Source organism: Nocardioides pacificus (assembly GCF_054775955.1).
In genome coordinates this window covers 763,232-777,185 of record NZ_BAAHCI010000005.1, presented here as the reverse complement: position 1 = coordinate 777,185, position 13,954 = coordinate 763,232, and the positions used below count along the sequence as shown (strand labels likewise).

Genomic DNA, 13,954 nt, shown 5'->3' with positions numbered 1-13,954 from the left:
CTAACCTGTTGGCGGAAGGGCTCAGCGCACGTCGAAGAGCCCGTGCGCTCCGCGCTCGGCGTCGACCATCACGTGCGAGACGAACGGATAGTGACCGGCTTCGGGGAAGCTCAGCTCGACGAACCCGCCCTGCGCCGCCTGGAGTCCCAGGCTCTGGGCTCCGGAGTGCCGCGACCGCTCCAGCAGGTAGGCGCCCTCGGCCCACACCGCGTCGAACTGGCCGCCGACGACGTGGAACGACGTCGCACGGTTGGGACCGGCGTCGAGCACCCAGACCCGCACCCGCTCCCCCACCTTCGCCGGCAGCGGGTCGTGGTCGTACTGGTTGGCATAGCCGTTGAAGACCACGGCGTCGGGCTGCTCCGCGGCGAGAGCGACGGCGTCGACCGGGCCGCCCTGCGGGCCGTAGTAGTGCTCGGACTGCACCAGCAGGTAGCTGCGGTCCACCTCCGACAGGCCGCGCGGCTCGATCACCACGGCACCGAACATGCCGTTGGCGATGTGGGCCGACATCGGCATCGTCGAGCAGTGGTACATCCAGATCCCGGCCCGGGTCGCGGTGAACCGGTAGGTCAGCGACTCCCCGGGCGCGATCGTGCGCATCGGCCGGTCGGGCGCGAGCGCCCCCGCGTGGAAGTCTATGGAGTGGCCGATCGTGCCGTCGTTGACCAGCGTGATCACGAAGACGTCGCCGACCCGGCCGTGCAGCGTCGGTCCCGGCGCCTGGCCGTCATAGGTCCACAGGGTCTGGCTGACGCCGGGCGCGACGTCGCGCTCGACCTCGGTGACGGTGAGGGTACGACGGTGCACGCGGGCGTCGCTGAGCGGCGGGAGCACCGCGTCGCGAGCCAGGAAGCCGTCCTCGGGCACGGCCATCGGGTCGCGGACGGCGGGTCCCCCGTCGCCGGCGTCAGCTGGCTCGGCGGCGGGTTCTGCCTCAGCGGGTCCGTGGTCGTGGTCGGCATGGGCGCTGCCCTCCCCCGCGGGGGCAGCGCCCATGGCCCGGACCTCGAGCACCATGCCCATCTGCCGGTGCCCGACGACCGAGCACCAGCCGTCGAGGTCGCGGCCGACGACGTCGACCACCATCTCGGCGCTCTCTCCGGCCGCCAGGCGACCGCTGGACTCGCCGGACTCGAGCACGAGGTCGTGCACGTCGTCGTCGGCGTTGGTGATCTCGATGACCAGCCGGTCCCCGGCTGGCACCTCGATGACCGCCGGCGAGAAGCGCATGTCCTCCGCGGTGACCTGCACGGTCGTGGTCTCACCGGTGGAGGTGGCCCCGCCGGCGGCGTCGGCCTGGGCCCCGGCCCCACCGAGGGCGAGCGGGTCGAGGGAGACGCCCACCGCGACCGCGAGCACGACGGCGGCGATCCCGGCCGAGGCCAGGCCCGCGACCTGCCCGCGCGGACGCCCGGTGCCGACCGGGCCGCGGACCGGCGCGACCCCCGCCGCACGGTCTGCGTCGGTGGCCGTGCGGGTGCGGTGGGAGGTGCGGATGGCGATCAGCAGCAGCGGCACCGAGGACGCCAGCGCCACGAGCGCGACGACGGAGGCGAGCACGCGCACCAGGCTCGGGACGGGCAACGCGCAGACGACCAGCCCGGCGTTGGCGGCCGCGATCCGCAGCGCGCCGCCGCGGTCCATCACCTCGTTGGCTGCTCGGACAGGGGCGGGTCCACCGCCCAGTGCCATCGGCACCAGATAGCCGAGCGCCCCGAGCAGGACCTGCGCCCCGAAGCCGGCGGCCAGGAAGGGCACCACCCAGTCGAAGCGCTCGCCGGCCTGCTCCCACCCTGACGCGGTGACCAGGGCGATCACGAGACCGACGAGGCAGCCGATCAGCCAGGTGACGCCGGCCAGCACCGACCAGGTCGGGTGGGAGGCGGGCGGACGCTTGCGGGCGGCACGGCCCAGCGGCAACGCCAGCAGCCCCAGCGCCACGACGTACCACGCGAGGCCGACGGCGACCACGATCAGCTGACCGACCAGGGCGCCGCCCGCGGCCACCAGCACGGCGACGATCAGCAGCGGCAGCGCCCGGCGCGAGGCCGCCTCGCTGCCCTCGCCGAGCCGGGTGCGCAGCATGGTCGGCCACAGCGTCACGAGGGTGCCGGCGACGGTGATGCCGACCCAGCCGAGCAGGTTGATGACCACATGGGCGAGCAGCACGCGGGAGTGCCACGGGTCCCCGAGCCCGCGGGCCAGGACCGTCCCGAGCGCGCCGCCGACGGGCAGGAACGACGCCGAGGCGATGTAGTAGTGGACGGTCCCGGAGAAGCGGGCCGGGAGCGACCGGCGCAGCTGGCGCAGGAGCAGCGCCCCGTGGGCCAGCACGGCACCACCGACGGCGAGCGCGCCGACGAGCGTGACCGCCCAGACCGAGGCGAGGACGCCGGCGATCACGCCGACGACCCCCAGGTTGAGGGTGGCCAGCAGGACGTTGCGCAGCCGCAGCTCGCGCTCGTCGGTGGGGGTGTGCAGCACCGCGTCGGCGAAGTGCTTGCTCCACACGACGATCGAGTGGGTGACCGCTCCGAGCAGGAGCAGGTGGATCATCAGCCAGCGCGGCGCGGGCAGCCAGGGGTGGACCAGCGTCGTGGCCACCAGCGCCATCAGCCAGAGCAGCGCCGGCAGGTCTCGCAGCGGCGCGAAGCCACGTCGGCGGGCGGCGCCTGACGCCCGGGAGGGACCCGGCGAAGGTGCGGGCTCGATGGTGATGGTCACGTGGTGCTCCTGGCGGGACTGCTGGCGGGGACGGTGCGCGTCGCGGACCACACGGCGACGGCTGCGAAGAGCAGCACCGCGACGATGTTGAGGGCGCCGCCGAGCTGCCAGGCGTCGGCGGAGCCCAGCGCGTCACCGACCCAGAGTCGGATCACCAGCGAGACGTGAAGCAGGGCCGCGGGCAGCTGCAGCAGCGGGTGGTAGGGCAAGGACCGGCCGAGCACGGCGGGCAGGATCACCGGCGCGTGGGCCATGATCATCGACACGGTGAAGCCGAGGAAGACGGCGTGCACGACGGCGTCGTACGACGCGCCATGGGACGTTGGTCCTGACACCAGCCAAACCGCTCCGGCGACCGCGAGCCAGGCATAGCCTGCCAGCATGCATGCCGCCATGAAGCGTGGGAGCCCGGCGCCGGTGACGGTGCGGCGGGCCACATCGTGACGGACCAGCCAGGCGACGAGGACCAGCAGCGAGATCCCGAGCAGCACCGTGGTGTCCGGCCACAGGAGCGAGGCGGTCACCGCAGCGCACAGGGCGCCGGCCTGGAGCACGAGCAGCGGACCGGCGGACGGGCTCATCGCGATCCGAGCCAGCTCGAGCCGCTCGCCGGCGATGGTCAGCACGACGAAGCCGACCAGCCAGGGCAACAGGGTCGGGACGGGCACGCCGCCCAGCCAGAGTACGGCCGCGCCGAGCGCGAGCACCGCGCCGAGGATCTGCACCAGGACTGCGTCGTCGCGCTGCCGGCGCCACAGCGGGACGTACACCGCGATCAGGGCCGCGGCTCCCGCGACGAGCAGCGACTGCCCCACCTCGAGGGGCAGCGGGCTCAGCGTGGTCAGCACGCCGGCACCGAGCAGGCCGGGTGCCAGCAGGCCCGCGGCGTGGCGCAGGGCGACCGCGCGCTCGAGCGCGATCAGGGTGCCCACGAACCCCAGGACCATCAGCACGCCGTGCACGTCGGGCAGCCGGTCAGCGGTGACCGGTGCGGGCAGGCCGAGCAGCACCAGGCCTGCATCGATGCCCGCGAGCAGCGCCAGAGCGGCCGGTGCGGCGAGAGCGCCGCGCAGCGCCGTACGCCGCGCCGGGCGGGTCTTCAACGACCCAATGTTTTCCACGGAGTGGACTGTACTAAAATCATTCATCGGCCGCCAACGGACGGTCTGAATCGCCCGAAATGGGCCTGTCGAGGGAGCGCGCAATGACGCACGATCTGGGAATCACCGAAGTGAAGAAGACCGGCGGCTGCGGGGGCGGCAACGGTGGCGGCGGCAGCAGCTGCGGCTGCAGCGAGGTCGAGAGCGGCCACCCCGAGCTCGACGCGCGGCTGGTGCCGCACGCGATCCGCCACGCCACGATCTTCGGCGCCCTGAGCGGTGTCGCACCCGGCGCCGGCATGGTTCTCGTCGCGCCCCACGACCCGCTCCCGCTGCTCGCGCAGCTCGAGGACCGCGAGCCCGGCGCCTTCGACATCAGCTACGTCGAGCGCGGCCCGGAGGCCTGGAAGATCCAGCTCGTCCGCCGTCTCCCGCAATGACACCCCCCGTTGCAGCGGCCCCTCCGGCGCACCGGCTCGAGCGCAACCTGCGCAACGGCTGGATGGCCGAGGTCGACTTCGACCAGGCGCCGTTCACGATCGCCTGGGAGGTCACCCGGGCCTGCGCGTTCTCGTGCGTGCACTGCCGCGCCGACGCGCAGCACAGGCGCAACCCCAACGAGCTGAGCACCCAGGAGGGCTTCGCCCTCATCGACCGGCTGGCCGAGTTCGGCTCGCCGATCATGGTGTTCACCGGCGGGGACCCGATGATGCGCAAGGACCTCTTCGACCTCATCGAATACTCCGCCGAGGCCGGTCTGCGCTGCTCGCTCACGCCCACCGCGACGGCGCTGCCGACGACGGCGCGGCTCAAGCGGGCTAAGGAGGCCGGCGTACGACGGATCGCGCTGAGCCTGGACGCGCCGACCCCCGAGGTCCACGACGAGTTCCGCAAGGTCAAGGGCTCGTGGCAGCGGACGATGGACATCCTCCACAACGCCCACGAGATCGGGCTGAGTGCGCAGATCAACACCACCGTCAGCACCCACAACCTCGACCTGCTGCCGCAGATGGTGGAGTTCGTCCGCGAGGTCGGAGCGGTCCAGTGGAGCGTCTTCTTCCTGGTGCCGATGGGCCGGGGCCAGGAGCTCTCGATGATCACGGCCGAGGAGCACGAGCGGGTCCTCAACTGGCTCTTCGACCTCTCACTCGAGGGTGACTTCGACGTGAAGGCCACGGCTGCGCCGATGTATCGCCGGATCGCCGCCACCCGTGGCGGCCAGGGCGTGGCCGGCGCGGGCTTCGCCTTCGGCGACGGCCTGGCCCGACCCAAGCACGGCGTCAACGACGGCCGCGGCTTCGTGTTCATCTCCCACCTGGGCGAGATCATGCCGTCGGGCTTCCTGCCGATCTCGGTCGGCAACGTCCGCACCGACGACATCGTCGACGTCTATCGCAACAACGCCCTCTTCAAGGCGCTGCGCGACCCCGACGCCCTCACCGGCAAGTGCGGGGTGTGCGAGTTCCGCGACGTCTGCGGCGGCCAGCGCGGCCGGGCCTTCGCCGTCACCGGCGACCCCCTCGCCTCCGACCCCGCCTGCGCCTACGTCCCGGCTGCCTGGGCCGGCTGAGGCGCGTCCCAGGAGCCACGCGTGCCACACGTTTCACGAGTTAACGTGTGAAACCCGCACTTCCCACGTGAAGGATCACGTGGGAAGTGCGGGTTTCGTGTGGTCAGTACGACGCGCCCCGGGTCCGCCGCACCCCCGCCCCGCCGAGTCGGCGCATCTTCACAGCCGAGTCGGCGCATCTTCACGCGCACTCGCGCCGACTCAGCGCCGTACGCCTGTGCACTCGCGCCGACTCGGCGGTCTCAGGCTGCGCACTTGCGCCTACTCGGGGTCAGAAGCGGAGGATGGCGGCGGCGAACTCCATCTCGGGCAGGTCCTCGGGGTCCAGCACGTGGACGGTGCCGCCGTGCTCCAGGGTCATCGCGGCGGCGCGCTCGACGAGGTCCTGACAGGTCGGGTGGGGGGTCTCGCTGATCGTGACCTTGCCGGCCTCGGCGTCGAAGGTGCCCCAGATGGTCGGATCCATCCGCAGCATCAGTGTCTCGACCTGGCCGCGGTGCGCCGACTTCACCAGGTGCTCGAGGCCCCACGCGACCTTCGGGTCGTGCTGGCCCTTGAGCGCGGCGAAGCGCTCGACGGCGTCGCGGCGGGTGGTGTCGAGTCGCGGCCGGATCGCGTCGTAGGCGACGTCGTGCAGCCGCCCCCGGTCCAGCGACTCGGGGTGGGTCTCGATGGCCGCCTCGAGGAGCGGGCCGAGGCCGCTGGCCTTGCGGAAGTGGCCGCCGAGCTCCGCGTCCGCCACGAGTACGACGGGCAGCTTGCGGTGCGAGGTGACCGTGTCCATCGCCGCCGCCACCTTGTGGGCGAACTCCACGAGCTGGGTCTTGCGCCACTCCGGCGGGCTGTCGCCGTAGACCTGGGCGTTGCCGATGGCCGCCGTCGATCCGGCGCCCCGGGCTGCGGGCGAGGCCTGGACGGGATTCTGGTAGTCCGACTCCGCCGCGTCGTCCTGGATGCCGTTCGGCAGCTCCGCGGCACCGTCCTCGACGAGCGCGAACCGGGACCCGTTGTAGAGCGTCACCTTCCGCGCCGCGAGCGCCAGGACCCGGAACGCGCCGTCGGCGGCGAGCAGCGGGAGCAGCGCCTTGGTGTGGAAGCCGGGTCCTACCGTCACCTGCTCCTCCAGCTCGAGGGGCACCTGGAAGGAGCGCAGCCCGTCGTGGTCGAGGAAGAGCGCGAGACCGATGTCCAGGTGCTGCCAGAAGAACTCGTCGTCCAGCAGGGCGAGCGCCGGCGCCAGCACCGCATCCGCCTCACCGGCGGGCATCCCCGCCTCCAGCAGCTCCTCGCGGGCGCGGCCCACCAGGTTCTTCAGCCGGATCGGATCCTGTCGCACGTCGGCTCCCGCCACATGCGTGGGCAGGAAGATCGATACCGCGAGCGGGGTCTCGACGGCGGCCAGGCGGGTCAGGTCGGACGTGCTGAACATACGTTCTCCTTCATCCGGGGACTGCGGGGCGGTGCCGTCCTCACGACGGGACCTGGCTTCGATCATGCCCCTCCGACCCAGCGCGCGCACCCCCCTCCCCCGAAGGGTCGGCTACCTCACAGGCTCCCGCCGTACGGCGACGTCGGCGCCCGGGTCCAGGGGCGGCAGACCGGCGTCGCGAGTCAGCGAGGGGGACATGGCGGCGGTCGGCACGGCACCGCTGCGACCGCGGTAGACGACGTACGGGCGCCACAGGTAGGCCAGCGGCGCCGACCACACGTGGACCAGCCGGGTGAAGGGCCATATGGCCATGAAGAGGAAGCCGCCGAGCGCGTGCAGCTGGTAGACCAGCGGCGCCTCGACCATCAGCGCGGTCTCGGGGCGGAACCAGAAGACCCCGCGGAACCACACGGCGATGCTCTCGCGGTAGTCGTAGCCGTGGCCGACGTACTGGCTGAGCACCGAGACCATCCCCAGCCCGATCATCAGCACCAGGGCGGCATAGAGCACCCGGTCCGACATCGTGGTCGTCTGGCGCACCCGCCCGTGCAGCACGCGGCGGGCGAGCAGGATCAGCAGGCCGGCCACCAGCATGGTGCCGGTGACGGTCCCGCCGCCGACCGCGACGACGTGGTAGGCGTGGTCGGAGATGCCGACGGCCGACGTCCACGAGGCGGGCACGAGCAGCCCCATCACGTGCCCGGCGATCACGCCGAGCGCACCGAGGTGGAACAGCGGCGAGCCGAGACGCAGGATCCGGCCCTCGAGGAGCTGGCTGGTGTGCGTGGTCCAGCCGAACTGGTCGTGGCGCCAGCGCCAGACGTGACCCACGATGAAGACGGTGAGGCACAGGTAGGGCACGACGACCCAGACAAAGTGGTTCATGTGGAGACCTCCGAGCAGGAGTGCGACGACGAGGACGGCGAGGGCGCTGGTGACGTGGGGGACGTGGGACAGGTGGGATACGGCGCGACGCCGATCTGGGCCAGCTCGTCCGCGCCGGGCGGGCCCTCCAGCTCCGAGCCGTAGGGCGCGAGCCCGACCGACTCCACCGGCGGGCCGTCGACCGCGAGGGCCGCGATGGCCTCCCGGTCGGCGTCGGTGAGCGGCGGCAGGGAGAGGGTGATGGAGTCCAGCACGTGGAGGTACGGCGAGCCGGTGCTGTCCAGCGCGGCTCGGAGCAGCTCGAGGCCCCTGCGGTGCTGGCGCAGCGGCGCCTCCCCGTCGCCGGGGCCGACCATCGCCGCGAACTCCAGCACGACCGGGAGCAGGTCGGGCAGCTCGCCGGCGGCCAGCTTCAGCCCACGCGCCCGGTAGCGCTGCTTGAGGGTCAGCAGCGCCACGCCCCGCTTGCGGGTGTCGCCGTGCAGGTAGTAGGTGAGGTAGAGCCCCGACTTGCGCTGCAGGTCGAACGTCGCGACGTAGTGGCGCTGGACGGCGCTCAGCTCGGTGGAGCCGAACCACGCCAGGAACTCCTCCATCGCGGCGCGCGCCTCGTCGTGACCGATCGCGGCGGCGGCCGCGCACAGCCCGTCGTGGGCTCCGCGCAGCTCGTCGTCGGGGTAGGTCAGCAGCAGCGCGGCCAGCTCGAAGACCCGGACCCGGTCGGCCGGCTCGACGCTCGAGGCCCCCCTGGTGCCAGACCTCGTGCCCGACTTCATGCTGGCCCTCCCGCCGGCGAGATGTTCAGCCCGGAGCGGCCGTCCTTGCGGCGCAGGAAGAGCCCCGTGCCGCCGGCACGGACCTCGTCGTCGGTGTCGACGAGGTGGAAGCTCTCCACCGACGCCCCCACCACGGCCGAGCCCTCGGCCGTCCCGTCCCCACCCATGCCCGGTCCGCCCGAGCAGTCCAGGGAGCAGTCGTTCTGGGCGGCAGCCTGCGCCTCGAGGGCGGCGGCGTCCTTGCTGTAGGCCTTCGGGATCACGTAGCGCTCGTCGTACTTCGCGATCGCGAGGAGCCGGTACATCGCCTCCACCTGGTCGGCGGTCATGTCGATGCCGTCGAGCAGCTCCTCGGCGACGGTGCCGTCGAGGGTGCGCACCCGCATGTAGGAGCGCATCGCGGCGAGCTTCATCAGCACGCCCGCGACCACGTCGGCGTCGCCGGCGGAGAAGAGCTCGGCGAGGTACTCCACCGGGATCCGCAGGTCGCGAATGGTGTGGAAGACGTCGTCGGCGTCGGTGTCGTCGCGCCCGGCCGCCCCGACGGCGTCGAGCACCGGCGAGAGCGGCGGGACGTACCAGACCATCGGCAGCGTGCGGTACTCCGGGTGCAGCGGCAGCGCGATGCGGTACTCGCTGATCAGCTTCCACACCGGCGAGGCCATCGCGGCGTCGAGCCACTCCTGCGGCATCCCGGCCTCACGGGCCGCCTGCTGCACGCCCGCGTCGTGCGGGTCGAGGAACACGTTGCGCTGGGCGTCGAGCAGGTCCTTCTCGTCCTCGACCGACGCGGCGGCGAGCACGGCGTCCTCGTCGTAGAAGACGATGCCGAGGTAGCGCAGCCGCCCCACGCAGGTCTCCGAGCAGATCGTCGGCTGGCCGGCCTCGATCCGCGGGAAGCAGAACGTGCACTTCTCCGCCTTGCCGGTGGAGTGGTTGACGTAGACCTTCTTGTAGGGGCACGACGAGACGCACATCCGCCAGCCACGGCACTTGTCCTGGTCGACCAGGACGATGCCGTCCTCCTCGCGCTTGTACATCGCGCCCGAGGGGCAGGCCGAGACGCACGCGGGGTTGAGGCAGTGCTCGCAGATCCGCGGCAGGTGGAACATGAAGGTCTTCTCGAACTCGAACTTGACCTTCTCCGCCACCACGGCCGGGTCCATCTTGACGATGTTGGGGTCCTGGTCGGCGCGCTCGTGCGCTCCGCCGAGGCTGTCCTCCCAGTTGGCCCCCCACTCCACCGACATCGGCTTGCCGGTGAGCGCCGAGCGCGGCTGCTTGACGGGGGTGTCCTTGAGGCCGGCGGGCGCGTTGACCAGCACGTCCTTGTCGAACGTCGCGGGCTCGTAGTAGTCCTCGAGCGCCGGGAGGTCGGGGTTGGCGAAGATCCGGCTGAGCCGCTTGGTGCGGCTGCCCGAGCGCAGCGTGAGCCGGCCCTTCTTGTCGAGCATCCACCCCCCGTGCCACTTGTCCTGGTCCTCGTAGTGCTTGGGGTAGCCGATGCCCGGCTTGGTCTCGACGTTGTTGAACCAGACGTACTCGGTGCCCTCCCGGTTGGTCCACGTCTGCTTGCACGTGACCGAGCACGTGTGGCAGCCGATGCACTTGTCCAGGTTCATGACCATGGCGACCTGCGCGCGAAGCTTCATCAGTACTGCACCTCCTGCGTGCGTCGACGGATGACGGTGATCTCGTCGCGCTGGCTCCCGATGGGGCCGTAGTAGTTGAAGGCGTAGGTCAGCTGGGCGTGACCACCGGCCAGGTGGGTCGGCTTGATCAGCAGCCGGGTCATCGAGTTGTGGTAGCCGCCACGACGGCCGCTCTTCTCGGCCTTCGGCACGTTCACCGTGCGCTCGGGCGAGTGGTACTGGAAGCAGGTGCCCTCGGGCATCCGGTGGCTGACCACCGCACGGGCCACGACGAGGCCGTTGCGGTTGACCGCCTCGATCCAGTCGTTGTCGGCGACGCCGATCTTGGCGGCGTCCTCGACGCTCATCCAGATCACCGGGCCGCCGCGCGAGAGCGCGAGCATCAGCTCGTTGTCGTGGTACATCGAGTGGATCGACCACTTCGCGTGCGGCGTGAGGAACCGCACCGTCACTCCCCCGTCGACCAGCTCACCGGGCGGCCCGAAGTGGCGCGCCATGTTGAGCGGCGGACGGAACGCCGGCAGCTGCTCGCCGAGCTCGGCGACCCAGTCGTGCTCGACGAAGAAGTGCTGGCGGCCGGTCAGCGTGTGCCAGGGCTTGGACCGCTCGACGTTCAGCGTGAACGGCGAGTAGCGGCGGCCGCCCTTCTCCGAGCCCGACCACTCCGGGCTGGTGAAGACCGGCTGCGGCGCGCGCTGGGTGTCGGGGTAGGTGATGTGGTCGGTCTCGTGGCCCTCGATCAGGTCCACGAACGGCTGCCCGGTGCGCTCCTCGAGGCGGCGGAAGCCCTCCTCGGCGACCCGGCCGTTGGTGGTGCCGGACAGCGCCAGGATCGCCTCGCACATCCGGTCGGCGGTGGCGAGCGACGGACGCCCCTTGAAGGGACCGTCGGCGACGACGCCGTTCTGGTGGCGCAGGTACTCCAGCTCCTGGGTGACGTCGACGGTGATCGCCTTGGTCGTGGTGCCGAGCTTGTCGAGCAGCGGCCCGACCGCGCGCATCTTGGCGCCGATCTGGGTGTAGTCGCGCTCGATCTCGATGAGCTTGGGCATCGTGACGCCCGGGATCGGCTCGCACTCGGCCGGGTGGCCGGGGCGCGCCTTCCAGTCGCGGACCCGTCCGCCGGGGGTCGCCAGCTCGTCGGCGGTGTCGTGCTGCAGCGGCGCGGCGAGCACGTCGCGTCGTACGCCGAGGTGGGTGACGGCCAGCTCGCTGAACCGGTCGGCGATCGCCAGGAATGCGTCGTAGTCGGTGTGCGCGTCGGCCGGCGGCTCGACCGCCGGGCTGAACGAGTGCACGAACGGGTGCATGTCGGTGGTGGAGATGTCGTGCTTCTCGTACCACGTGGCGGCGGGCAGCACGACGTCGCTGTGCAGGCCGGTGTTGGTCATCCGGAAGTCGATCGCGGTGAGCAGGTCGAGCTTGCCGGTGGGGGCGTCCTCACGCCAGGTCACGTCGCGCGGGCGCTCGTCGGGGCCGCACTCCTCGGCGCTGGCCAGCGTGTCGACGCCGAGCAGGTGGCGCATGAAGTACTCGTTGCCCTTCCCCGAGGAGCCGAGCAGGTTGGCCCGCCACAGGGTCAGGCAGCGCGGGAAGTTGGCCGGGTCGTCCGGGTCGTCGGCGGTGGCCTGGAGCCGGCCGGCCTGCAGCTCGGAGACGATGTGCTGCGCGACGGGGACGCCGGCGGCGGCGGCCTCGTCGGTGAGGTCGAGCGGGTTGCGGTTGAACGCCGGGTGGCCCGGCGACCAGCCCATCCGCTGCGCGGCGGCGACCGTGTCGGCGAAGGACATCCCGTCGAGGCGGCCGGTGCCCAGCGGCGAGGAGAGCTCGTCGGCGGGGACCCGCTCGTAGCGCCACTGGTCGGTGTGGAGGTACCAGAACGGCGTGCTCGCCTGGTGGCGCATCGGGCGCTGCCAATCGAACGCGAAGGACATGTGCTGCTGCCCGGTGATCGGGCGCGCCTTCTCCTGCCCGACGTAGTGGGCCCAGCCGCCGCCGTTGACGCCCTGGCAGCCGGTGAGCGTGACCAGCGCGATGAACGCGCGGTAGGTCATGTCGGAGTGGAACCACTGGTTGGCGCCGGCGCCCATCGCGATCAGCGAGCGGCCCTGGCTGCGCTCGGCGTTGCGGGCGAACTCGCGGCCGATCTTGGCGGCCAGCTCGGCCGGGACCCCGGTGATCTCCTCCTGCCAGGCGGGCGTGTTGGGCTGGGTGGCGTCGTCGTACCCGGTCGGCCAGGTGCCGGGCAGGTCGCCGCGCTTCACGCCGTACTGCGCCATCAGCAGGTCGAAGACCGTGGTGACCAGGTGCTCGCCGACCTGACGCACCGGTACGCCGCGGCGCATGATGGTGCCGCCCTCGGTGTCGCCGATGTCGAAGCGGGCCAGGTCGACCTCGACCGCGCCGGTGGCGTGGTCGTCGAGGCCCACGGACGGGACGACGTCCTCGAGGTCGAGGTTCCACTTGCCCATGCCGGCGTCGTTCCAGCGGAAGCCGAGCGAGCCGTTGGGCACGACCAGGTCGCCGGTGCGGTCATCGACGAGCACGGTCTTGTGGGCCGCGCCCTCCTCGATGTCCCCCAGATCGGCCGCCGTGAGGAACCGGTCCGAGGTCCAGACCCCGTCGCGCTCACGCAGCGTGATCAGGAAGGGCAGGTCGGTGAACTTGCGGACGTAGTCGGTGAAGTAGGGGACCTGGCGGTCGCGGAAGAACTCCGCCAGCACGACGTGGCCCATCGCCATCGCCAGCGCGCCGTCGGTCCCGGGGTGCGGGGCCAGCCAGTCGTCGGCGAACTTCACGTTGTCGGCGTAGTCGGGGCTGACCGCGACGACCTTGGTGCCGCGGTAGCGCGCCTCGGCGAGGAAGTGCGCGTCGGGCGTGCGGGTCACCGGGATGTTGGAGCCCCACATGATCAGGTAGGTCGAGTTCCACCAGTCGCCCGCCTCGGGGACGTCGGTCTGGTCGCCCCACACCTGCGGGGAGGCGATCGGGAGGTCGGCGTACCAGTCGTAGAAGCTCAGCAGCGTGCCGCCCAGCAGCGCGTGGTAGCGGGTGCCGGCGGCGAAGGAGGCCATCGACATCGCGGGGATCGGGGAGAAGCCGACGACGCGGTCCGGGCCGTACTTCTTGGTGGTGTGGACGTGGGCGGCGGCCACCATCGTGGTCACCTCGTCCCAGTCCATCCGCACGAAGCCGCCACGGCCGCGCTGGCTCTTGTAGATGTGGGCCTTGATGGGGTTCTCGACGATGTCGGCCCAGGCGAGGACCGGGTCGCCGAGCCGCTTGAGCGAGTCGCGGTACATCTCGGCGAGGGCGCCACGGACGTAGGGGTGGCGCACCCGCGACGGGGAGTACTCGTACCAGGAGAACGACGCGCCGCGCGGGCAGCCGCGGGGCTCGTAGTCCGGGGAGTCCTCGCCGGTCGTCGGGTAGTCGGTGGCCTGGTGCTCCCACGTGATCAGGTCGTCCTTGACGAAGACGTTCCACGAGCAGGAGCCGGTGCAGTTGACGCCGTGGGTGGAGCGGACGACCTTGTCGTAGCTCCAGCGGTCGCGGTAGAACGACTCCCACGCGGAGCCCTCGGCGCCCTCGATGTGGTGGATCGTGCGGCCGGAGTCGCCGACGGTGTCGCGGGTGAGGAAGCGACGCGCGGCGAGCAGCGGGCCCGTCCCGGGGACCCGGTCGTTGCTGGGCGGCGAGCTGGGACGGGGTTCTCCATGGCGCACGAAGAAGGCTCCTTCTCGAGATGAGACGGACCGCGGCGAAGGCGCCGCGAGAGTCACCCCAGGGAAGGAGACGTCCGCCGAGAGAAGGTT

General features: G+C 71.7%; 9 protein-coding genes. 2 read left to right on the top strand and 7 right to left on the bottom strand.

Annotated features, from left to right (window positions below; genetic code table 11):
• Window positions 1-21: 21 nt before the first annotated feature.
• On the bottom strand, window positions 22-2,727 hold the full coding sequence (locus ACYU7L_RS06295; protein ID WP_460794476.1) for a multicopper oxidase domain-containing protein: 2,706 nt from the start codon (window positions 2,725-2,727) through the stop codon (window positions 22-24).
• The gene (locus ACYU7L_RS06290) at window positions 2,724-3,848 is read right to left on the bottom strand and encodes a hypothetical protein (RefSeq protein ID WP_460794475.1); all 1,125 of its coding nucleotides are present in this window, start codon (window positions 3,846-3,848) and stop codon (window positions 2,724-2,726) included. The genes ACYU7L_RS06295 and ACYU7L_RS06290 overlap by 4 nt, the downstream gene beginning before the upstream one ends.
• A gap of 83 nt (window positions 3,849-3,931) precedes the next feature.
• Here ACYU7L_RS06290 and ACYU7L_RS06285 point away from each other — a divergent pair, with 83 nt between their 5' ends.
• Both ACYU7L_RS06285 and ACYU7L_RS06280 read left to right on the top strand, forming a co-directional pair.
• Window positions 3,932-4,267 carry a DUF2249 domain-containing protein gene (locus ACYU7L_RS06285; protein ID WP_460794474.1) on the top strand — a complete coding sequence of 112 codons (336 nt, stop codon included), beginning with the start codon at window positions 3,932-3,934 and terminating at the stop codon, window positions 4,265-4,267.
• Window positions 4,264-5,397, top strand: a complete 1,134-nt coding sequence (locus ACYU7L_RS06280; protein ID WP_460794472.1) for a TIGR04053 family radical SAM/SPASM domain-containing protein — start codon at window positions 4,264-4,266, stop codon at window positions 5,395-5,397. Before ACYU7L_RS06285 ends, ACYU7L_RS06280 begins: the two co-directional genes overlap by 4 nt.
• Before the next feature lie 271 nt (window positions 5,398-5,668).
• Here ACYU7L_RS06280 and ACYU7L_RS06275 read toward each other — a convergent pair whose 3' ends face one another.
• From ACYU7L_RS06275 to ACYU7L_RS06255, 5 genes are all read right to left on the bottom strand, one after another.
• A complete protein-coding gene (locus tag ACYU7L_RS06275; protein ID WP_460794471.1) occupies window positions 5,669-6,826 on the bottom strand; it encodes a baeRF3 domain-containing protein in 1,158 nt (385 codons plus the stop codon).
• Window positions 6,827-6,937: 111 nt separating this feature from the next.
• A complete protein-coding gene (gene narI / locus ACYU7L_RS06270) occupies window positions 6,938-7,711 on the bottom strand; it encodes a respiratory nitrate reductase subunit gamma (protein WP_460794470.1) in 774 nt (257 codons plus the stop codon).
• Window positions 7,708-8,487 carry a nitrate reductase molybdenum cofactor assembly chaperone gene (narJ, locus tag ACYU7L_RS06265; protein ID WP_460794469.1) on the bottom strand — a complete coding sequence of 260 codons (780 nt, stop codon included), beginning with the start codon at window positions 8,485-8,487 and terminating at the stop codon, window positions 7,708-7,710. Before narJ ends, narI begins: the two co-directional genes overlap by 4 nt.
• Window positions 8,484-10,139: a nitrate reductase subunit beta gene (narH, locus tag ACYU7L_RS06260; protein WP_460794468.1), complete on the bottom strand. Its 1,656-nt coding sequence runs from the start codon at window positions 10,137-10,139 to the stop codon at window positions 8,484-8,486. Before narH ends, narJ begins: the two co-directional genes overlap by 4 nt.
• Window positions 10,139-13,864, bottom strand: coding sequence for a nitrate reductase subunit alpha (locus ACYU7L_RS06255; RefSeq protein ID WP_460794467.1), 3,726 nt, complete (start codon window positions 13,862-13,864; stop codon window positions 10,139-10,141). Before ACYU7L_RS06255 ends, narH begins: the two co-directional genes overlap by 1 nt.
• Window positions 13,865-13,954: the final 90 nt, after the last annotated feature.

Bases quoted from the DNA above. Each gene is read 5' to 3' on its own strand.
- ACYU7L_RS06285 (WP_460794474.1), top strand. From the start codon at position 3,932: ATGACGCACGATCTGGGAATCACCGAAGTGAAGAAGACCGGCGGCTGC.
- ACYU7L_RS06280 (WP_460794472.1), top strand. From the start codon at position 4,264: ATGACACCCCCCGTTGCAGCGGCCCCTCCGGCGCACCGGCTCGAGCGC.
- ACYU7L_RS06275 (WP_460794471.1), bottom strand. From the start codon at position 6,826: ATGTTCAGCACGTCCGACCTGACCCGCCTGGCCGCCGTCGAGACCCCG.
- narI (WP_460794470.1), bottom strand. From the start codon at position 7,711: ATGAACCACTTTGTCTGGGTCGTCGTGCCCTACCTGTGCCTCACCGTC.
- narJ (WP_460794469.1), bottom strand. From the start codon at position 8,487: ATGAAGTCGGGCACGAGGTCTGGCACCAGGGGGGCCTCGAGCGTCGAG.
- narH (WP_460794468.1), bottom strand. From the start codon at position 10,139: ATGAAGCTTCGCGCGCAGGTCGCCATGGTCATGAACCTGGACAAGTGC.